This window comes from Paenibacillus silviterrae, from assembly GCF_030167925.1.
In the GTDB taxonomy this organism is placed as follows: Bacteria; Bacillota; Bacilli; order Paenibacillales; family NBRC-103111; genus Paenibacillus_G; species Paenibacillus_G silviterrae.
In genome coordinates, this window is sequence record NZ_JASKUT010000001.1 from 1,214,693 (window position 1) to 1,235,245 (window position 20,553).

At 52.6% G+C, this 20,553-nt stretch carries 16 protein-coding genes; all 16 read left to right on the forward strand.

All coding sequences use genetic code 11. From position 1 onward, the window contains the following. Positions 1-8: 8 nt before the first annotated feature. The 16 genes from proS (at position 9) to dut (ending at position 20,446) form a co-directional block, all read left to right on the forward strand. Entirely contained in the window at positions 9-1,457 is a 1,449-nt protein-coding gene (gene proS, locus QMO62_RS05275) for a proline--tRNA ligase (protein ID WP_284639103.1), read from the forward strand. 193 nt (positions 1,458-1,650) lie between these two features. After that, on the forward strand, positions 1,651-5,961 hold the full coding sequence (locus tag QMO62_RS05280; RefSeq protein WP_284639104.1) for a PolC-type DNA polymerase III: 4,311 nt from the start codon (positions 1,651-1,653) through the stop codon (positions 5,959-5,961). Positions 5,962-6,140: 179 nt separating this feature from the next. Further along, the gene (gene rimP / locus QMO62_RS05285) at positions 6,141-6,599 is read left to right on the forward strand and encodes a ribosome maturation factor RimP (RefSeq protein WP_284639105.1); all 459 of its coding nucleotides are present in this window, start codon (positions 6,141-6,143) and stop codon (positions 6,597-6,599) included. 58 nt (positions 6,600-6,657) lie between these two features. Next, positions 6,658-7,755, forward strand: coding sequence for a transcription termination factor NusA (gene nusA, locus QMO62_RS05290; protein WP_284639106.1), 1,098 nt, complete (start codon positions 6,658-6,660; stop codon positions 7,753-7,755). A gap of 39 nt (positions 7,756-7,794) precedes the next feature. Then, the gene (rnpM, locus tag QMO62_RS05295; RefSeq protein WP_284639108.1) at positions 7,795-8,115 is read left to right on the forward strand and encodes an RNase P modulator RnpM; all 321 of its coding nucleotides are present in this window, start codon (positions 7,795-7,797) and stop codon (positions 8,113-8,115) included. Further along, positions 8,099-8,434 (forward strand): YlxQ family RNA-binding protein, encoded by a 336-nt coding sequence (locus QMO62_RS05300; RefSeq protein WP_284639110.1) that lies wholly within the window; start codon positions 8,099-8,101, stop codon positions 8,432-8,434. Before rnpM ends, QMO62_RS05300 begins: the two co-directional genes overlap by 17 nt. Further along, positions 8,427-11,378, forward strand: a complete 2,952-nt coding sequence (gene infB, locus QMO62_RS05305) for a translation initiation factor IF-2 (protein WP_284639112.1) — start codon at positions 8,427-8,429, stop codon at positions 11,376-11,378. Before QMO62_RS05300 ends, infB begins: the two co-directional genes overlap by 8 nt. Before the next feature lie 6 nt (positions 11,379-11,384). After that, the gene (gene rbfA, locus QMO62_RS05310) at positions 11,385-11,741 is read left to right on the forward strand and encodes a 30S ribosome-binding factor RbfA (protein ID WP_284639113.1); all 357 of its coding nucleotides are present in this window, start codon (positions 11,385-11,387) and stop codon (positions 11,739-11,741) included. Continuing rightward, positions 11,738-12,727, forward strand: a complete 990-nt coding sequence (locus QMO62_RS05315) for a DHH family phosphoesterase (protein WP_284639115.1) — start codon at positions 11,738-11,740, stop codon at positions 12,725-12,727. The genes rbfA and QMO62_RS05315 overlap by 4 nt, the downstream gene beginning before the upstream one ends. Further along, positions 12,724-13,635, forward strand: coding sequence for a tRNA pseudouridine(55) synthase TruB (gene truB / locus QMO62_RS05320; protein WP_284639117.1), 912 nt, complete (start codon positions 12,724-12,726; stop codon positions 13,633-13,635). The genes QMO62_RS05315 and truB overlap by 4 nt, the downstream gene beginning before the upstream one ends. A gap of 42 nt (positions 13,636-13,677) precedes the next feature. After that, positions 13,678-14,637: a bifunctional riboflavin kinase/FAD synthetase gene (locus QMO62_RS05325; protein ID WP_284644868.1), complete on the forward strand. Its 960-nt coding sequence runs from the start codon at positions 13,678-13,680 to the stop codon at positions 14,635-14,637. Between the two features lie 164 nt (positions 14,638-14,801). Beyond that, positions 14,802-15,071: a 30S ribosomal protein S15 gene (rpsO, locus tag QMO62_RS05330; RefSeq protein WP_284639118.1), complete on the forward strand. Its 270-nt coding sequence runs from the start codon at positions 14,802-14,804 to the stop codon at positions 15,069-15,071. A gap of 303 nt (positions 15,072-15,374) precedes the next feature. After that, positions 15,375-17,477 (forward strand): polyribonucleotide nucleotidyltransferase, encoded by a 2,103-nt coding sequence (gene pnp / locus QMO62_RS05335; protein WP_284639120.1) that lies wholly within the window; start codon positions 15,375-15,377, stop codon positions 17,475-17,477. A gap of 161 nt (positions 17,478-17,638) precedes the next feature. Next, positions 17,639-18,676 carry a polysaccharide deacetylase family protein gene (locus QMO62_RS05340; protein ID WP_284639122.1) on the forward strand — a complete coding sequence of 346 codons (1,038 nt, stop codon included), beginning with the start codon at positions 17,639-17,641 and terminating at the stop codon, positions 18,674-18,676. Between the two features lie 65 nt (positions 18,677-18,741). Further along, complete coding sequence (locus tag QMO62_RS05345; protein WP_284639125.1) at positions 18,742-19,992, forward strand: M16 family metallopeptidase; 1,251 nt, start codon at positions 18,742-18,744, stop codon at positions 19,990-19,992. Beyond that, positions 19,985-20,446 (forward strand): dUTP diphosphatase, encoded by a 462-nt coding sequence (gene dut, locus QMO62_RS05350; RefSeq protein ID WP_284639126.1) that lies wholly within the window; start codon positions 19,985-19,987, stop codon positions 20,444-20,446. The genes QMO62_RS05345 and dut overlap by 8 nt, the downstream gene beginning before the upstream one ends. Positions 20,447-20,553: the final 107 nt, after the last annotated feature.

Below are 20,553 nucleotides of genomic sequence, written 5' to 3' on the forward strand. Positions count from 1 at the left end.
GGAAAACCATGTCGAACGAAAAGCAGTTTGTAAAAGAGATTACGCCGCAAAGCGAGGATTTCTCTCGCTGGTATATCGATGTTATTAAAAAGGCCGACCTGATGAGCTATTCCCCGGTTCGGGGATGTATCGTATTCAAGCCGGACAGCTATGAAATCTGGGAGCACATCCAGCGAGAGCTGGATCGCCGCTTTAAAGAAACGGGACATCGCAATGCTTACTTCCCGATCTTTATCCCGGAGAGCTTCTTTCAAAAGGAGAAGGAGCACGTCGAGGGCTTCAATCCGGAGCTCCCTTGGGTAACGGAAGCCGGAGGAGAGAAACTGGAAGAGCGCCTCGCGATCCGTCCTACTTCCGAAACCATGATCGGACATATGTACTCGGAATGGATTAATTCGTACCGCGATTTGCCTTTGTTGATCAACCAATGGGCGAACGTCGTCCGTTGGGAGAAGCGGACGCAGCCGTTCCTTCGCACCAGCGAATTCCTGTGGCAGGAAGGCCACACGGCTCATGAGGACGAAGCCGACGCACGCAAGGAAACGATGCAAATGCTGGAAATTTACCGGGATTTTGCTGAAAATTACTTGGCAATTCCGGTCATTGTCGGTCAGAAGACGCCTTCGGAGAAGTTTGCCGGCGCGGTCGATACCTACTCGATCGAGGCGATGATGAAGGACGGCAAGGCCGTACAGGCAGGGACCTCCCACTATCTGGGCACGAACTTCGCTGTGGCCTTTGATATTAAATATTTGGATCGCGAAAATCAGCATACGTTCTGCCACACCACATCCTGGGGTGTCAGCACACGTCTGATCGGCGCATTGATTATGGTACACGGGGACGACCGCGGCTTGGCGCTTCCTCCGAAAGTAGCACCGACCCAAGTCATCATGATTCCGATTGGCCCTCCGAAAACCCGTGAGCAAGTGGTTGGACGGGTAGATGAACTGTATGCTCAGCTGAAGGCAGCCGGAGTGCGCGTGAAGGTGGACGACCGTCCCGATCAGAGCCCGGGCTGGAAGTTCAACGAGTACGAAATGCGTGGCGTACCGGTACGCGTAGAGCTCGGTCCTCGTGACATGGATAACGGAGTGGTTGTTCTTGTATCCCGTATCACAGGTGAAAAGAGAATCGTGCCGCAGGAGAACTTTGTCGAGGAAGTACAAAAACTGTTGACGGAAACTCAGCAGGAAATGTATGATCGAGCTAAGAGATTCCGTGATGAATCACTCACCACGGTGGATACATTGGATGAAATGAAGTCGTTCCTTGAGCAGAAACGTGGCTTCGTATATGCTGGCTGGTGCGGTTCCAACGCTTGCGAGGCGCAGGTGAAGGAAGAAACCGGCGCAACAAGCCGGAACATTCCGTTCGAGACGCCGACGAAGAAATCCAAGTGTCTTGTATGCGGCGACGACGCCAAACACACCGTCCTTTTCGGACGCGCTTATTAATTTTATATTTTAAGTAGATGACAAAATGCCAATTTGGATAAAGGGGTAGTTCCGTAGAGTTTACGTGCCGCCTTTGAAATCAGATATGATCCGCCATACGGTGTAATCAAAAATATCTGATTTCAAGAGCGGCCGAAGGGACACCCCTTATCCACATTAAGAGCATTTTTTCATTTACAGGGGGGACCAGTCAGTGAGCAGTACCGCTCTGAAAAGAGACCGCTTCGAAATGCTGATGCACCAGGCGGGTGTTCCGACCGATGTAATCCAATCCTTTTTTTCGGACGGATACATCGATAAGGTGGAGACAAGCCGGAAGAATCGTGAATGGGCCTTTTTCATCGTCAAAAGTCAAATCGTACCGCAAGACATTTATCGTACCTTTTGCCGCATGATCCGGGACAAGTTCTCCCACATCGCTGCGATACGCTTCGTACTGCAATATACGCCAGAGGTGACTCCAGAGCAGATTGCGCAGGAATATTGGAGCATGTTCATCGAATGGGTGCAGCAGGAAGCCGCCTCCATAAACGGCTGGATGACCAAGGCAAAGATTGAAGTCAAGGATCGACAGCTTACTTTATTGCTCCTTGACTCCATTGGCCTGGAGCTGGCTAAGAAGAAAAATGTCGGTGATTTCATACGAACTTATTTTCATACTTATTTTGATGTAGAGTTTCAAGTGAAGTACGCGGTCAATGACAAGCGTGAATTAGAATTTGAGAAGATGCGCAAGCAGATTGAGAAGGAAGAAGCGGAAGTAACGCAGCACATCATAACGTCGGTGGAAGCCGAAGCGCAGGCGGAAGCGGAAGCGCCGGAAGGCGAAATCAAGCTTATGGTCGGTTATGATATTAAGGACCAGCCCGTCCCGCTGCAGGATGTGAAAGACGAGGAAAAGAAAATAACGCTGCAAGGCTCTGTTTTCGGTGTCGAAATGAAAGAACTGAGAAACGGAAGCACCTTGTTTACGTTCAATATAACGGATTTCAGCGATTCCATCATGTGTAAGGCTTTTGCTAAGACGAAGGAAGACGTTAAGGTCCTGAGTTTAATCGAGGATGGTAAGTGGATTAAGGTACGCGGCCGCGTGGAGTATGACCGGTTTATGCAGATTCCGGAGCTCGTGATGATTCCTTCGGATATTAATGAGGTGATTGCTCCTCCGGACCGGAAGGACGATGCTGCTGAGAAACGAGTCGAGTTCCATCTGCACACCACGATGAGTACGATGGACGGCATCACCTCTGTGGATCAATATATCAAACAGGCGGCTAAGTGGGGACATAAAGCCATCGCCATTACGGACCACGGCGGAATCCAGTGTTACCCGGAGGCGGAGAAGGCCGGGAAGAAAAACGGCATTAAGATCATTTATGGCCTGGAGGCCAACATTGTCGACGATTCGGTCCTTGTCGTTATGAACCCGGAGGAGCGCGATCTGCGCGAAGCCGAGTATGTCGTGTTCGATATCGAGACGACGGGTCTCTCCGTCACGAATAATAAGATCATCGAGATCGCCGGCGTCAAAATGAAGGACGGCAAAGAGATTGACCGGTTTGCAACCTTCATTAATCCACATGAGCGGATTCCATATAATATTCAGCAGCTGACGAATATCAACGATGACATGGTGAAGGATGCGCCGGAGCTCGAGGAGATGCTGCCTAAGTTCCTTGAGTTTGTCGGAGACAGTGTTCTGGTCGCACATAATGCGCGCTTCGATATTGGTTTTATCCAGCATAACTGCAAAAAGCTCGGACTGGCGGAAGTCACGAACCCGGTGCTCGATACGCTGGAAATGGCCAGATTGCTCTTTCCGTCGATGAAGAATCACCGGCTGAATACGCTGGCAGATAAGTTCAAGGTGAGCCTGGAGAATCATCACCGAGCGATCGACGACTCCATTGCGCTCGGACATGTGATGTACCACTTGATTAAAGAAGCGACGGAGAACGGCTATACGACGCTCAACCGACTGAACGATAACGTAGGGAAAAACCTGGCTACGACAAGGCCGTTTCACTGCTGTATTTATGCCAAGAATATGGTCGGCAAGAAAAACCTTTATACGTTGGTGTCCCTGTCCCATACGGAATATTTTCATCGTGTGCCGTGCATTCCGAAGAGCAAGCTCCAAGAGCTGCGGGAAGGTCTCCTTATTGCTTCGGGCTGCGAGAAGGGTGAATTCTTCGAAACGGTCATGAACAAGTCTGTCGAGGAAGCGGAGCAGGTCGCCGAGTTCTATGACGTGCTGGAGATTCAGCCCATCACCGTGAATATGCATTTGGTCGAAAAGGGCTTTATTGCAGGCCCGGAGCAGCTGCAGAATGCCAATCGCAAAGTCGTAGAAATGGGACGTAAGCTTGGAAAGCCGGTCATTGCTACAGGAAATGTCCATTACTTGCGTCCAAGAGATAAAATTTGCCGCGATATTACGATTCATGGCATCACCGGCTTCAGTCCGCTGAAGGATATCCGAAAGCCGGACGTGCATTTCCGCACAACCAAGGAGATGCTGGAGGAATTCAGTTATTTGGGCGAAGACACGGCCTTTGAGGTCGTCGTGAAAAATACCTCGGAGCTCGCGGATCAGTTCGAGTCGCTGCAGCTGTTCCCGGATAAGCTTTTCACTCCGATCATAGATGGAGCAGAAGAGGAAATTCGCAGCAAATGTTATGAAACCGCCAAAGCGCTTTACGGCGAACCGATTCCCGAAGTGGTTACGGCACGTTTGGAAAAGGAGCTTGTTCCGATTATTAAATACGGCTTCTCGGCCAACTACCTGATCTCGGAGCGGCTTGTTAAAAAATCGAACGAAGACGGCTACCTGGTCGGTTCCCGTGGATCCGTCGGCTCTTCCGTCGTTGCGACCTTCCTTGGTATTTCCGAGGTTAACCCGCTGCCCCCGCACTACACGTGCAGATCTTGTCAGTTTAGCGAATGGTTTCTAGACGGATCCATACCAAGCGGCTTTGATCTGCCGGATAAGGATTGTCCCAAGTGCGGAGCGAAGCTGAAGGGAGAGGGGCAGGACATTCCGTTCGAAACGTTCCTCGGCTTTAAAGGGGACAAGGTTCCCGATATCGATTTGAACTTCTCCGGAGAATATCAGCCGCATGCGCACAACTATACCAAGGTGCTGTTCGGTGAAAAGGCGGTATTCCGAGCGGGTACGATCGGTACGGTTGCGGAGAAGACGGCCTACGGTTTCGTAAAGAAGTATGAAGAGGATCAGGGCAAGAAGTGGCGCGGCGCCGAGCTGAACCGATTAGCTGCCGGCTGTACGGGAGTCAAGCGAAGTACAGGACAGCATCCCGGCGGGATCGTCGTCGTTCCGGATTACATCGATGTGGATGATATCACGCCGGTGCAATTTCCTGCGGACGATACAAGCGCTGAATGGAAGACGACGCATTTTGACTATCACGCCTTCGATGCGAACCTGCTCAAGCTGGATATTCTGGGTCACGATGACCCGACGATGATGCGGATGCTTCAGGATCTGACCGGTGTTGATCCGACCACCATTCCAATGAATGACCCGAAGGTCATGAGCATGTTCAACTCAACGACTGCGCTAGGCGTATCGCCGGAACAGATTCGTTCGCCGGTTGCAACGTATGGGGTTCCCGAAATGGGGACCAAATTCGTACGCCAGATGCTTGAGGAATCGAAGCCGTCGACATTTGCAGACTTGCTGCAAATTTCCGGCTTGTCCCACGGAACGGGCGTTTGGCTCGATAATGCGCAAGAGCTCATCCGCAAAGGGATTTGTACGATCAAGACCGTAATCGGCTGTCGCGACGATATTATGCTGTTCTTAATCTATAAGGCAGGAATGGACGCGGCGCTCGCCTTCAAAATTACGGAGAGCGTGCGAAAAGGGAAAGGCTTGACGGAAGAATGGAAGGAAGAGATGAAGCGCTGCAATGTGCCGAAATGGTACATTGATTCCTGCGAGAAGATCCAGTACATGTTCCCGAAGGCGCACGCAGCGGCTTACGTAATTTCCGCCGTCCGTACCGCTTACTTCAAGCTGTATTATCCGATCGCCTATTACGCGACCTACTTTTCCGTACGTGCATCGGATTTTGAACTGGATTTGCTGTGTCAAGGGTACGATGCCATTCTGCGGCGCTTGATTGAAATTGAGGACAAAGGCTTCCAGGCAGCGCCGAAAGAGAAGGCGATGGTATCCATTCTGGAGATGGCGCTGGAAATGACGGCACGGGGCTTCTCCTTCAAGCCGGTCGATCTGTACAGGTCGGACGCAACGAAGTTCCTGATTGAAGGGGACTCGTTGATCCCTCCTTTTGCAGCGATCGGCGGCATCGGGGAGAATGCGGCGAAAGCGATCGCGGCTGCCAGGGAGGACGGCCCTTATCTGTCCATCGAGGATTTCCAATCGCGAAGCAAGGCGTCAAAGTCGATCGTCGAGCTGCTGAACGGGATGGGCTGCTTCCGGGGGCTTCCTGAAAGCAATCAGCTGTCTTTATTTTAAAGGCTGACGGCACGCCCGGCTGCCTAAGGGTTTGTTGCATCAAAACTGCACTTATGGTATAATCTTCAAAGGTAACAATGTAATAACTCGAACTCGGAGAGTGGGGAAACCCACTCTTTACATTTTGTATACGGCAGAAAAGCGTTACAGCTGGTCTGTTTTCGATAGGAGGTTAACGATTGAGTAAGGACATTCATTCCACTGTGGAAGCGCTGGTTCGCCCTTTTTTGGAGGAGAACGAGTTTGAGCTGGTCGACATCGAGTTTGTGAAGGAGGGCGGCAACTGGTTCCTTCGCGTGTATGTCGATAAAGAAGGCGGCATCGACATTGATGATTGCGGACGCGTTAGTGAATACCTGAGCGCGAGGCTGGATGAGAAGGACCCGATTGAGCAGGCGTATTTTCTCGAGGTCTCCTCTCCGGGGGCGGAGCGTCCTCTGAAAAAGGTGCAGGATTACCACAAAGCGGTGGGAGAGCACGTGTTTGTCACAACTTACGAGCCGATTGACGGGCTGAAGGAATTCGAGGGAAAGCTCGCTTCCTTCGACGAAGAGACACTCGTTATTGAGATCGGCAAAAAAAAGCATGTCCTGCCCTATAATAAGATAGCTTCAGCAAGACTTGCTATCGTATTCTAATGGTTCGGATTTCAAGAGCTGTCGGCTCTTATTTTATGAGAGGGGGAACTCCATTCTAATGAACATGGATTTTATCGAAGCACTGAATGAAATCGAACGGGATCGAGGCATTGCGAAGGAAGTATTGATCGATGCTATCGAAGCTGCCTTGATCTCAAGCTATAAGCGCAACTTTAATACGGCGCAAAACGTTCGTGTGGACATCAATCGTCATACGGGCTTGATCAAGGTCTACGCAAGAAAAACCATCGTGGACGAGGTGCTTGATCCGCGTATGGAAATTTCGCTTCATGCCGCGCGGGAAATGAACCCGAACTACACGCTGAATGACATCGTGGAGATCGAGGTGACTCCGCGCGACTTCGGACGTATTGCGGCACAAACGGCGAAACAGGTTGTTACTCAGCGGATTCGCGAGGCGGAGCGCGGTCTCATTTACAACGCTTACGTGGATAAGGAAGAGGACATCGTGAACGGGATCGTACAGCGTCAGGATCAGCGGAACCTGTACATTGACCTCGGCAAAATCGAAGCGGCCATGCCGCTCAGCGAGCTGATGCCAACGGATAAATTCGTTCACGGCGACCGTGTGAAGGCCTATATTACGAAGGTTGAGAATACGACAAAGGGACCGCAGATCATTCTGTCGCGTACGCATCCCGGCTTGCTGAAGCGTCTGTTCGAGCTGGAAGTGCCGGAGATTTTCCAAGGCGTCGTGGAAATACGTTCCGTTGCCCGCGAAGCCGGCTTCCGTTCCAAGATCGCGGTATACAGCCGTAATCCCGAGGTGGATCCGGTTGGCTCCTGCGTAGGTCCGAAGGGCATGCGCGTACAGACGATTGTAAACGAGCTGAAGGGCGAGAAGATTGACATCGTTCGCTGGATCGATAACGTAGAGGAATATGTGGCGAATGCGCTCAGCCCGTCCAAGGTGCTGGAGGTACAAGTATTCGAAGCCGAGAAGATGGCGCGCGTCATTGTTCCGGATTATCAGCTGTCGCTGGCCATCGGGATCAAAGGACAAAATGCCCGCCTTGCAGCCAAGCTTACGGGCTGGAAGATCGATATCAAGAGTGAAACGCAGGCGGAACAAGAGTTCGGCCGCGAGAAGACGTATACGGAAGAAATGCATCAGGATTCGGTCAGCATCGATTAATCGGGTACGCAGATAGCCATACGGGAGGGTGATCGTTAGATGAAGCAACGCAAAATTCCTCTTCGCAAATGTGTCGCCTGCCAGCAGATGATGCCTAAGAAAGAGCTGATCCGTGTGGTCAAGACGCCTACCGATGAGATGCTCATCGATTTGACCGGTAAGAAGTCCGGACGCGGCGCTTACCTGTGCGGCAAGGTATCCTGCTTTAAGCTCGCCAAGAAATCACGAGCGTTTGATCGTGCCTTGAAGGCTTCGGTAAGTCCGGAAATTTACGATGCGCTGGAGCAGGATTTCATCAAGGTAGAGGACGAATTTATTGCCGGGAAAGCGGCGGGGGACGAAGATGAGTCAGACGAATGATAAATTTTTTTCTCAGCTCGGGCTGGCGATGCGGGCAGGCAAAATAGTAACGGGCGAGGGCATGGTGATCGATTCCGTACGGTCCGGAGAAGCCAAGCTGGTTATTATTTCGGAGGACGCTTCGGAAGGCACATTCAAGAAGGTTAACGATAAATGCAGTTATTATCATGTTCCTATTCATCAGTACGGCAGCAGGGTGCAGCTCGGGTCAAGTATCGGAAAGGAAGCGCGGGTCGTGATCGCCGTCACCGATGCGGGATTTGCGCGGATGTTGATGAAGCCATCGGGAAAACGTACGGAGGTGGAGAGTATTGACTAATCAGGACAATAATAAAGATAAACTAAGAGTATACGAATATGCTAAACAGATGAACATGAGCAGCAAGGAAATTATTACGATTCTGAAACGAATCGGAATACCAGTGAACAACCATATGAGCGTAATGGAGAACGATGCGGTGAGTAGTGTAGAGAAGTTTTTTAAAGATGTTAAAGCAAATGCAGCAGCGAAGCGTGACGGCGGCTCGGCCAAACCGGCCGACAAGTCGCAGGCTCCGCGTCAGGAGAAGCAGCAGACGGTAGCAGTACAACCGAAGCCGGAGCAGAAGCAAGCTCCGCAAGTGACGGCAGTGACACCGAAGCCGGCGGATAAGCCAGCCGGCGAAAGCCAAGCGGCGCCATCGGGCCAAGCTGCCTCGGGCAGTGCGGAATCGCGCCCAAGCGGCGGCTACCAAGGCAACCGCGATCGCCAAGGCCAAGGAGGCCAGGGCGGCGGCTACCAAGGCAACCGTGATCGCCAAGGTCAAGGAGGCCAAGGCGGCGGCTACCAAGGCAACCGCGGCGGTCAAGGTCAAGGAGGCCAAGGCGGCGGCTACCAGGGCAACCGCGGCGGTCAAGGTCAAGGAGGCCAAGGCGGAGGCTATCAAGGCAACCGCAGCGGTCAAGGTCAAGGAGGCCAAGGCGGCGGCTATCAAGGCAACCGCGGCGGTCAAGGTCAAGGAGGCCAAGGCGGCGGCTATCAAGGCAACCGCAGCGGTCAAGGTCAAGGTCAAGGAGGCCAAGGTGGAGGCTATCAAGGCAACCGCGGCGGTCAAGGTCAAGGAGGCCAAGGCGGCGGCTACCAAGGCAATCGCGGCGGTCAAGGTCAAGGAGGCCAGGGTGGTGGCGGCTACCAAGGCAACCGCGGCGGTGCAGCTCGTCCGCAAGGAGGAGCGCCGGCGGCATCCGCGGCTCAACCGGAGCGCAGAAGCTTCGATTCCCGCAGCAATGACCGCAACCGAAACAACAACCACAGCACACGTCCGGTTCTGCAACCGCCGAAAACCGTACCTACGAACATCGATCTGGATTCGGATGAGGCAGGCAAACCGACGGTAGCGAAGAAGACGAAGCCGTCACCGAAGCGGTTTGACGATAATAAGCCGGGTGCAGGACGAGGTCCTAATAACCGGGGCGGCAAATTCCAAAACAGAGGCCGTCAACAAGAGCCGCCGAAACCGAAGATTGACAATACGCCAAAGAAAATTATCGTTCGCGGTACGATGACGGTGGGCGAGCTGGCCAAGGCTTTGCATAAGGATGCTTCCGAGGTAATCAAGAAGCTTCTGTTCCTTGGCGTTATGGCTACCATTAACCAAGAGCTGGATCTCGATGCGATTCAATTGCTTGCCTCCGATTACAAGGTGGAGGTAGAACTGAAAATCGCTGTCGAAGAAGATAAATTCGAGAACTTCGAAGAGAAGGACGAGGAAGCGGATCTGCTCGAGCGGCCGCCGGTCGTTACCATTATGGGTCACGTTGACCATGGTAAGACGACCCTTCTTGACGCCATCCGGAAGACCAACGTAACCGAAGGGGAAGCCGGCGGGATCACACAGCACATCGGTGCTTACCAGGTGGAAACGAACGGTAAAAAAATTACATTCCTCGATACTCCGGGTCACGCCGCATTTACATCGATGCGTGCCCGCGGCGCACAGGTAACGGACATTGCGATTATCGTCGTAGCAGCTGACGACGGCGTCATGCCGCAAACCGTTGAAGCGATCGCCCACGCCAAAGCGGCGAAGGTGCCGATTATCGTAGCCGTGAACAAAATCGATAAGCCGGACTCCAATCCGGATCGGATCATGCAGGAGCTGACCGAGCATGAGCTGGTTCCGGAAGCATGGGGCGGCGATACGATCTTCGTGAACATCTCCGCGAAGCAGCGCATCGGTCTCGACAATCTGCTGGAAATGATTCTGCTTGTAGCGGAAGTACAGGAGTTCAAAGCTAATCCGAACAAGCGTGCGCGCGGAACGGTGATTGAAGCTGAGCTCGACAAAGGAAAGGGGCCAGTTGCTCGTATTCTGATCCAGCACGGTACCTTGAGCGTAGGCGATACCTTCGTTGCAGGGGTACATTTCGGTAAGGTTCGGGCAATGGTTAACGATAAAGGCAAGCGTCTTAAAGAGGCAGGACCTTCGACTCCGGTGGAAATTACCGGCTTGACCGAAGTTCCGCAAGCCGGCGATCCGTTTATCGTCTTCGAGGATGAGCGCAAAGCAAGAGCGATCGCGGAGAAGCGCTCCGTAACGCTTCGCCAATCCGAGATGGGTGCGAATGTTCGCGTAACGCTCGACGACCTGCATAAACGAATTCAGGAAGGCGAAATGAAGGATCTGAACGTCATCATCAAGGCCGACGTTCACGGTTCGGCGGAAGCGCTCCGCGGTTCGTTGGAGAAGATCGATATCGAAGGCGTACGTGTCAAAATCCTGCATAACGGTGTAGGTGCGATTACGGAGTCGGATGTTATCTTGGCTTCTGCTTCGAACGCTATCATTATCGGCTTTAACGTTCGTCCGGAGCCGCAAGCGAAGAACACGGCGGATCAAGAGAAGGTCGATATTCGTCTGCACAGCATCATCTATAAGGTAATTGAGGAGATCGAGTCGGCCATGAAGGGCTTGCTGGATCCAGTGTATAAGGAAGTTGTCATCGGTTCTGCCGAGGTCCGCAATATCTTTAAGGTTTCCAAAGTCGGTACCATTGCGGGCTGTATGATTACCTCGGGTAAAGTTACACGAAATGCCAAAGTTAGGCTGATCCGTGCCGGTATTGTCGTGTTTGACGGCGAAGTTGCTGCTCTGAAGCGGTTTAAGGACGACGCCAAGGAAGTGGCGCAGGGCTACGAGTGCGGTATATCTCTGGAGAGATTTAATGATATTAAAGAAGGAGATACGATTGAAGCCTACGTCATGGAAACTGTAGAGAGGTGATCCGCTATGGCAAAAGTTAGAGTAGGAAGAGTCGGAGAACAAATTAAGAAGGAAATCAGCCAAATCATCCAGACCGAGCTGAAGGATCCGCGGATCGGCTTCATTACCGTAACGGGTGTCGATGTGACAAACGATTTTTCCCAGGCAAAGGTTTACCTTAGCGTCATGGGAAGCGAGGAGCAGCGGGAAGAGACCATTAAGCTTCTTACCCGCAGCTCCGGCTTCATTCGTTCCGAGCTTGGCAAACGGATCCGGATGCGCAAAATCCCTGATCTGCTGTTTAAATTTGATGCTTCGATCGATTATGGAAGCAAAATTGAATCGTTGCTCCATCAAATTCATGAGAGGGATGCGGATGTATGACCGTTCTTTCTTACACGGAAAGGCTTAGCCAAGCGGCGTCCTTCCTCCGTGAGAATGATGACTTCTTGGTGGTGTCCCATATCCAGCCGGATGGGGATGCTGCCGGCTCCACCTTTGCAATGGCTTGGATGCTTCTTGCCCTCGGCAAAAGGTTTACTCTCATCAATGAGGGGCACATGCCTGAGAAGTTTATGTACATGACCCATTCGCAGCTTCGTATTCTCAATCTTGAAACGGAACCGCCCGAGCGTAAGTTCGGGCGGGTTATTTCCGTAGATTGCGCTGACTTCGATCGAATCGGCAAGGTAAGCGCCTGCTTCGAAGAGAACGTTCAGCTTTTGAACATAGATCATCATGCAACGAACGATGACTTCGGCGCTGTGAACTTGGTTCGTGCGGATGCCGCGGCGACGGTCGAGGTACTTTACGATTTGAACGTGGAGCTTGGATTGCCTTTCTCCCATGAACTGAACGTTTGCATTTATTCGGGATTGTTAACGGATACAGGCGGCTTCCGCTATTCCAATACATCCCCGAAGGTTATGCAAATTGCTGCGGACATGCTGTCCCGGGGCGTGAAAGGGTATGAGCTCGCCGAGCGTCTGCTGGAATCGCTTACCATGCCTCAGGTTACTATCCTGAAGTCCGCCCTTGCGACTCTTGGCTTCGCCCACGAGCAGCAGGCTGCTTGGCTATCGGTTTCCTTGGAGGATTTGGCCAGGTCCGGCGCTTCCTCAGACGATTTGGACGGGCTAGTCAACTACCCTCGCAACATTGAAGGGGTGGAAGTCGGCATGCTGTTTAAAGAAAAAAAGCCCGGGGTGATCAAGGTAAGTCTCCGATCGGCCGGCAAAGTCGATGTAGCGGAACTTGCTTCCCGCTTCGGCGGCGGAGGTCATGTCCGTGCGGCAGGCTGCACCGTGCTGGGAACGCTGGATGAAGCCATTAAACAAGTAGTAGAGGAAGTAGGTAGGGCTCTCGCATGACGCTGGAAGGGATATTGCCGATATGGAAGCCTGTGGGCTTCACCTCCCATGACGTGGTTGCCAAGGTTCGGCGCATAGTTAGAATTAAACGGATCGGCCATACCGGAACGCTCGACCCTGCGGTTACGGGAGTGCTGCCGCTCTGCATCGGACGGGCGACCCGGCTTGTGGAGTATATCCAGGAGCTGCCGAAGGAATATGAAGCGGTGCTGCGATTGGGTTTGGCTACGGACACGGAAGATATGACCGGGGAAGTCTTGGAGCGAATGCCAGCGGTGAAGGAGCAAGTCACAGCGGAAAGAGTGCAGGAGGTTATCTCCCGCTTCGTTGGCGAGATCGATCAGGTGCCACCTATGTATTCAGCTGTGAAAGTAGACGGGAAGCGCTTGTACGAGCTGGCTCGCCAAGGGGTTGAGGTCGAACGCAAGTCAAGGCGCGTTACGATCGAACAAATCCGAATCCTCTCGATGGAGTGGGAGACGGAGTACCCGGAAGTGCGTTTCCGTGTACGCTGCTCTAAGGGAACATACATTCGCACATTGTGTGTCGATATCGGACGGGCCTTAGGCGTTCCCGCCGTTATGGCCGAGCTCATCCGTACCTCTACGGGCAATATCGGTCCGGAAGCTTGTCTTACATTGGAACAGGTCGAGGAGCTGCACCGGGAGGGACGTTTGGGGGAACGTTTAATCCCGATGGACGAGGCATTATCCCATATGCCTTCGCTTCAGCTTACGGCTGAGCAGGCGCAGAGGGCTTCACAAGGGCAGAAGCTCCGCTTGGCCCGAAAGCCTGAGCAGGAAGCTTCCGACCAAAGGTATGCCGCATATGCGGATCGCCAGCTGGTCGGTATACTCGAATGGGATCCAGAGCAACAACAGCTGCTGCCGGTTAAGATCTTTTCTTAAACCGGCCGCTTTGCTGCTTACAGAGAATGTGGGTGAATAATGATGCAAACGGTTGAGTTGTCCTACCCTCTCCAAAGTGAATTGATCAGCAATCTGCTTTCCGGGGCACATCCCTTTGTGATGGCGATTGGGGATTTTGACGGCGTTCATCTCGGACACCAAGAGGTAATCAAGCGTGCAGTACAGACGGGAGCTCAGTTGATGCTTCCTTCGGCTATTATGACGTTTGATCCGCATCCCCGTCAGGTGATGGGCAATGTCCGGTACGAGAAGGTTCTTTCTCCGCTGCCCGTCAAGCTGGAGCTTCTCAAGCAATTGGGAGTCGATACGACCTTTGTCGTGCGGTTTGACGAAGACCTGATGAAAGTGACGCCGCAAGAGTTTGTAGGCCAGATGCTGCAGCCGCTCGGAATCAATACCGTATTTGTCGGCTTTGACTTTACGTTCGGTTATCGCGGTGCCGGAACGCCCGATACGCTGTGTGAGCTCGCTCACGGGCGCTTTGCTGTAGAGGTGGTACGCCCTTTTTATCGTAACGGATTAAAAGTGAGCAGCACTCAAGTGCGGGAGCTTCTCGCATCAGGTGAAATGGGAGAGGTATCGCAGCTGCTGGGCCGGCCTTACTCAATCCGCGGTACCGTCATCCATGGCGATGCTCGCGGACGGACCATCGGTTTCCCGACAGCGAATCTTGACGTGACGGAGCCATATATTACTCCGGCGACCGGAGTTTACGCCGTGCGAGTCCTCTTGCCTGACGGACGAGCCTTCGGAGGAGTGATGAACATCGGCTATAAGCCAACGTTTGTCTCGAATCTGCCCCGTCCGACGTTTGAAGCGCATTTATTTGATTATGATGGCGATCTGTATGGAGTCGAGCTGACGGTAGAATGCTTAGAGTATATTCGCCCGGAGCGTAAGTTTTCTTCCATAGACGAGTTGGTAGCGCAAATTCAGAATGACGCTCAGCAGGCTCGGGAGCTGTTCCCATCCCATCGCTGATAATTTCTTCGCAATCTATTTTACTTTTATCTGCGGGATATGCTATACTATCTAACGTTGCCTGGAGCTGTAGCATCAGGTAACTAACCTGGGCTTGGAGATCCGATCACTCCGACGCTTCTCTCGGCTTATGGGGATATCTATTATTATGGAGGTGAACACGGATGGCTATGACTCAAGAACGCAAACAGGAACTGATCTCGACGTACAAGACTCACGACACGGATACAGGTTCTCCTGAAGTGCAAGTTGCTATCCTTACGGAAGACATCACGAATTTGACAAGCCACTTGAAGACGCACAAGAAGGATCATCATTCTCGTCGCGGTCTGCTCAAGATGGTAGGTCAACGCCGTAAGCTGCTGACTTACTTGAAGAACAAAGACGTTAACCGTTACAGCGCGCTGATCGCTAGGCTCGGTCTTCGCCGCTAATCGGTCTAACGACAAACGAAGCAACCACGTTAGTCCACTGTCCACGTCCGGCTCGGGCGTAGGCAGCGAGATGAGTCGGCGGTTGCTTTTTTTGCTAATGTTTTACCGAAAAGAAGGAAATACTAGCCATTATGCAGAATGGTTTAAGGAAAGCATACATAACGCGCGTATATCTTTACGATGCCGCTATGGCTGTGGCGAACAGAAGAAGCGGAGACTTACGTAGCCGTTTTGCTCCGCAATGCACCGGGCGAATGCTTACGAAATAAGATGTGCTCCGCAAAACTTGAAGGAGGAAGGCGAATGGAGAAAAAAGTTCAGATGCAATTGGGCGGACGCCCATTTACACTGGAAACCGGCCGTTTGGCGAAGCAAGCCAATGCCGCGGTCGTCGCGAAATATGGCGATACGGTCGTACTGTGTACCGTTACGGCCTCGGCTGAGCCGAAAGATTTGGATTTCTTTCCGCTCACGGTGAACTATGAAGAAAGATTGTATTCCGTCGGTAAAATCCCTGGCGGCTTTATCAAACGGGAGGGCCGTCCGAGCGAGAAGGCGATTTTGGCCAGCCGTTTGACCGACCGTCCGATCCGTCCGTTGTTCCCGGAAGGCTTCCGTAACGATGTACAGATTGTTGCGATCGTCATGAGCGTGGACCAAGAGTGCTCCCCGGAAATGGCTGCCATGATCGGTACCTCCGCAGCGCTCAGCATCTCGGATGTGCCGTTTAACGGGCCTGTCGGCGGGGTGATCGTCGGACGGGTGGACGGACAATTCGTGATTAACCCGACGCTGGAGCAAGCGGAGAAGAGCGATCTTCATCTGGTGGTTGCCGGTACGAAGGATGCCATCATGATGGTAGAAGCAGGCGCGGATGAGGTGCCGGAAGAAGTGATGCTGGAAGCGATCATGTTCGGGCACGATGAAATCCGTAAGATTGTGGCGATCCAGGAGCAGTTCGTGCAGGAGGCAGGCAAGCCGAAGATGGAAGTGAAGCTCCATGCGGTTGATGCGGAAGTGAACAGCGACGTACGCGCCTTCGCCCAAGCAAGACTGGTCGAAGCGATTAAAATTCCTGAGAAGCATGCTCGTCAGGAAGCGATTGACGCGATTAACGCGGAAACCGTAGAGCATTTCCAGAGCGTATATGCGGAAACACCGGACAAGCTTAGCGATGTCAAGGAAACGCTGTACGATATCGTGAAGGAAGAGGTTCGTCGTCTAATTACGCATGACAAGGTTCGTCCTGACGGTCGTGGTCTGGATGAAATTCGTCCGATCGAATGCGACATCAATCTGCTGCCAAGAACTCACGGCTCCGGGTTGTTTACACGTGGCCAAACGCAGGCGCTCAGCATTTGTACCTTGGGAGCACTTGGCGACGTACAGATTCTCGATGGTCTCGACCTTGAAGAAACGAAGCGTTTCATGCATCATTACAACTTCCCGCCATTCAGCGTAGGGGAAGCAAGACCGCTGCGTCCTCCGGGCCGCCGCGAAATCGGTCACGGCGCACTCGGTGAGCGGGCTCTTGAGCCGATCATTCCAAACGAGAAGGATTTCCCATATACGATCCGCGTTGTGTCTGAAGTATTGGAATCCAACGGCTCCACCTCCCAAGCGAGTATTTGTGCAAGCACCTTGGCGTTGATGGACGCAGGGGTTCCGATTAAAGCTCCGGTAGCCGGTGTGGCGATGGGTCTCATTAAAGACGGCGATCACTTCTCCATCCTGACGGATATTCAAGGTATGGAAGATCACCTCGGCGATATGGACTTCAAAGTGGCGGGAACCGCCAAGGGCGTAACGGCACTGCAGATGGACATCAAGATCGACGGCATTAACCGCGACATCTTGAATCAAGCGCTGGAGCAAGCGAAAAAAGGCCGTATGCACATTCTCGGCAAAATGCTCGAGCGGATCTCCGAGCCGAAATCCGAGCTGTCGCAATACGCGCCGAAGATCCTTACCATGCAGATCAATCCGGATAAGATCCGCGATGTGATCGGGGCAGGCGGGAAAATCATCAACAAGATTATCGAAGAAACCGGCGTCAAAATCGACATCGAGCAGGACGGCCGCGTATTTATCGCATCTTCGAACGACCAAATGAATCAGCGTGCCCGTGAAATCATTGAGGGCATTGTGAGAGAGGTTGTCGTCGGCGAGGTGTACTTAGGTACGGTGAAGCGGATCGAGAAGTTCGGTGCTTTTGTCGAGATTTTACCGGGTAAGGAAGGGCTTGTGCACATTTCGCAAATCTCTACGGAGCGCGTAGCGAAGGTAGAGGACGTGCTGAAGCTGGGTGACAAGATCACCGTGAAGGTGACCGAAATCGATGCGCAAGGTCGTGTCAATTTGTCCCGCAAAGCGGTACTGACGGCGGAAGAGCCGGCGCAAGCTTAATACAACCTATGCGAATGCAGTAGAAAAGAGTCAGAGCAGTCTGTCTCTTTTTTGTTGTGTTCCAAAGTGCTGCCTGTCAAGCTTCCGAAGCCAAGGTCTACTCTTGTCCTATCTCGCATACAATGGGACATAATAAGCCATTTATGACGGGGAGTAGAGGGATGAAGTTGAATAAACTGATATTCGCGGCTGTGGGTTTCGCAGCAGTGTGGACAGGTCTTCAGCTATCCAAGGATGTCGATACATTCGTAGACTATGCGAAAGGGACAACGGACAATACGGTCGTTTCCGCACCGTACCATCTGGATGTCCCGCTGCTGGCCTCAACCCACAAGGAACGATTAGAGGAAAAACGCACGCTTATGCTGGAGAAGATTAAGCAGGAAGCGGAGAAGCATTATATCGCGCCGGTCAATGCCAAATTGGATCCCGTGTGGAAGGCGGTTCCGGGGTATAACGGTCTGGAGGTGGACCTTGAGAAGACGCTGGAGCTTGCAGAGGAACAGCAATTCCCGGAGAAGCCGCAGCTCGTCTACCGTGAAGTTCCGCCAGCTGTAGGACTGGACCAGCTTGGACCGCACCCGATTTACAAAGGTAACCCCCAGAAGCCGATGGTCGGACTCATGATTAATGTGGCTTGGGGGGATGAGTACCTGGAAGGCATGCTCGAAACGCTTCGCAGCGAGAAGATTAAGGCGACCTTCTTTTTTGACGGGATGTGGCTTAGTAAGAACATTGATAAGGCGAAGGCGATCATGGAGGAAGGGCACGAGGTGTCCAACCATGCCTACTCTCACAAGGATATGAGTAAGCTGTCCCGCAGCCAGGCTGTTCAAGAAATTATGAAAACCGAGAATTTGCTCACCAAGCAGGTCGGGGCTTCCAACCGGTTGTTTGCACCGCCTTCCGGAGATTTCGATCAGGAGACCGTTAACATTGCGCATGAGCTCAAGCTTCGCACGATTCTATGGACCTTCGACACCATCGATTGGAGAAAACCGGACCCCTCCACGATCGTCCGCCGGCTGAGAGGAAGTTTGGAGCCCGGGACGCTGATTCTGATGCACCCGACGGATTCAAGCCGGAGCGCACTTCCGGAAATGATCAAGATCATCCGGGCCAAAGGCTTGCACTTCGGTACGGTAAGCCAAGTGATTTCGCCGGACAGAGTCCCCGCGGTTGAGTCAGCCCCGCAATAATGTTAATATCTAACTATTATACGGAGCATCATAGTATAACGATCGACTTAAGGAGGCTCTAGAGTTTGAATAAATATACACTTTCTAACGGACTGCGAGTCGTTACGGAACAAATTCCTACGTGCCGCTCCGTTGCATTCGGCATCTGGGTGAAGACGGGATCGCGTTATGAGAGCGAAAGCCTGAACGGCATTTCGCATTTTATCGAGCATATGCTCTTCAAGGGCACGGATCGGTACTCCGCCAAGGACATCGCAGAGATCTTCGACGGGATCGGCGGCAACGTGAATGCATTTACTTCCAAGGAATATACGTGTTATTACTGCAAGGTGCTGGATGAACATCTGCCGCTTGCGGTGGAGGTATTATCCGACATGTTCTTCCGCTCCGTATTCGATGCGTCGGAGCTGGAGAAGGAGAAGAACGTCATCTTCGAGGAAATTGCAATGTACGAGGATACGCCGGACGATATGGTGCACGATTTGATCGCCAAGGCTGCTTTCGGCGAACATTCGTTAGGCTATACGATCATTGGCAATCAGCCGAATCTGGCGGCCATGAATTCGGATACGCTTCGCGATTACATGAAGCAGCATTATACGGTGGCGAACACCGTCATCAGTATCGCAGGCAACATCAGTGATGATGTGATCGAGCTGATGGAGAAGCACTTCGCTGGATTTGAAAAGACGGGCGCGGAAGAGAGCACGATTAACCCTGCTTTCCATAGCGATTTGAAATATTTCCAGAAAAAAACGGAGCAAAACCATATTTGCTTATCGTTTCCGGGACTATCCGCGAAGGATGATCGGCTGTACGCCATGGTACTGCTCAACAACGCCATCGGAGGCGGCATGAGCTCGCGGCTGTTCCAGGAAATTCGGGAGAAGCGGGGCCTCGCTTATTCCGTTTACTCTTACCATACGTCTTACCAGGATGGCGGGATGTTTACAATCTACACCGGCACGGCTCCTAAGCAGACCGATGAGGTGCTGAAGGTGACGATGGAGATGCTCGAGGAGCTGAAGCAAAGCGGCTTAACCGAAGCCGAGCTGAAGAAAGGCAAGGAGCAGATGAAGGGCAGCCTGATCCTTAGTCTCGAAAGCACCAGCAGCCGGATGAACCGACTTGGCAAAAACGAGCTGATGCTCGGTCGGCATTACAGCCTCGATGAGATCATCGAGCGAATCGAGCAGGTCGAAATGGACCATATCCGCGAGCTGATTTCCCAGATGATGTCCGAGCCGTTTGCATTGGCTATGGTAGGGCAGAACCATCAGGCCATCGATGGCTTAAGGAGGGATCAGCTTGTCTAGCCGAACGGAATTCGACGTTCAAATCAAGCGGCTTCCCGGGAATGAGGATCTTCCCTTGCCGCAGAAGATGTCTGCTCTGGCGAGCGGCTTTGATCTGCACGCAGCGGTGGGGGAACGCGTGTTCCTGCACCCCGGAGAGCGTGCCTTGATCCCGACCGGGTTCGCCGTCGCGATGCCGGAGGAGCTGGAGGCGCAGATTCGTCCGCGAAGCGGACTGGCATATAAGCACGGCATCACTACACTTAATGCGCCCGGAACCATCGATGCGGATTACCGCGGGGAAGTGAAGGTGCTTCTTATTAATCACGGGCAGGAGCCCTTTGCAATCGAACGGGGCGAACGGATCGCCCAAATGGTATTTCAGATCGTTCCGCAAATTCGTTTGCTTCAGGTGGAAGAGCTTGACGAGACGGTGCGCGGCGCCGGAGGCTTCGGCCATACCGGCACCAAGTGAGCTGGAAGCTCCTTATTTTCCCATCGGGAAGGTAGGGAGTTTTTTTCTTGTTCCGCCTAGGTTGGAACCCATTTCTGGGCTATCGCATAGGATGTGTTATCGATAGC

Excerpts from the sequence above, each read along its gene's own strand:
- proS (WP_284639103.1), top strand. The coding sequence starts at position 9 with ATGTCGAACGAAAAGCAGTTTGTAAAAGAGATTACGCCGCAAAGCGAG.
- nusA (WP_284639106.1), top strand. The coding sequence starts at position 6,658 with ATGAACATGGATTTTATCGAAGCACTGAATGAAATCGAACGGGATCGA.
- rnpM (WP_284639108.1), top strand. The coding sequence starts at position 7,795 with ATGAAGCAACGCAAAATTCCTCTTCGCAAATGTGTCGCCTGCCAGCAG.
- QMO62_RS05300 (WP_284639110.1), top strand. The coding sequence starts at position 8,099 with ATGAGTCAGACGAATGATAAATTTTTTTCTCAGCTCGGGCTGGCGATG.
- rbfA (WP_284639113.1), top strand. The coding sequence starts at position 11,385 with ATGGCAAAAGTTAGAGTAGGAAGAGTCGGAGAACAAATTAAGAAGGAA.
- QMO62_RS05315 (WP_284639115.1), top strand. The coding sequence starts at position 11,738 with ATGACCGTTCTTTCTTACACGGAAAGGCTTAGCCAAGCGGCGTCCTTC.
- truB (WP_284639117.1), top strand. The coding sequence starts at position 12,724 with ATGACGCTGGAAGGGATATTGCCGATATGGAAGCCTGTGGGCTTCACC.
- QMO62_RS05325 (WP_284644868.1), top strand. The coding sequence starts at position 13,678 with ATGCAAACGGTTGAGTTGTCCTACCCTCTCCAAAGTGAATTGATCAGC.
- rpsO (WP_284639118.1), top strand. The coding sequence starts at position 14,802 with ATGGCTATGACTCAAGAACGCAAACAGGAACTGATCTCGACGTACAAG.
- pnp (WP_284639120.1), top strand. The coding sequence starts at position 15,375 with ATGGAGAAAAAAGTTCAGATGCAATTGGGCGGACGCCCATTTACACTG.
- QMO62_RS05340 (WP_284639122.1), top strand. The coding sequence starts at position 17,639 with ATGAAGTTGAATAAACTGATATTCGCGGCTGTGGGTTTCGCAGCAGTG.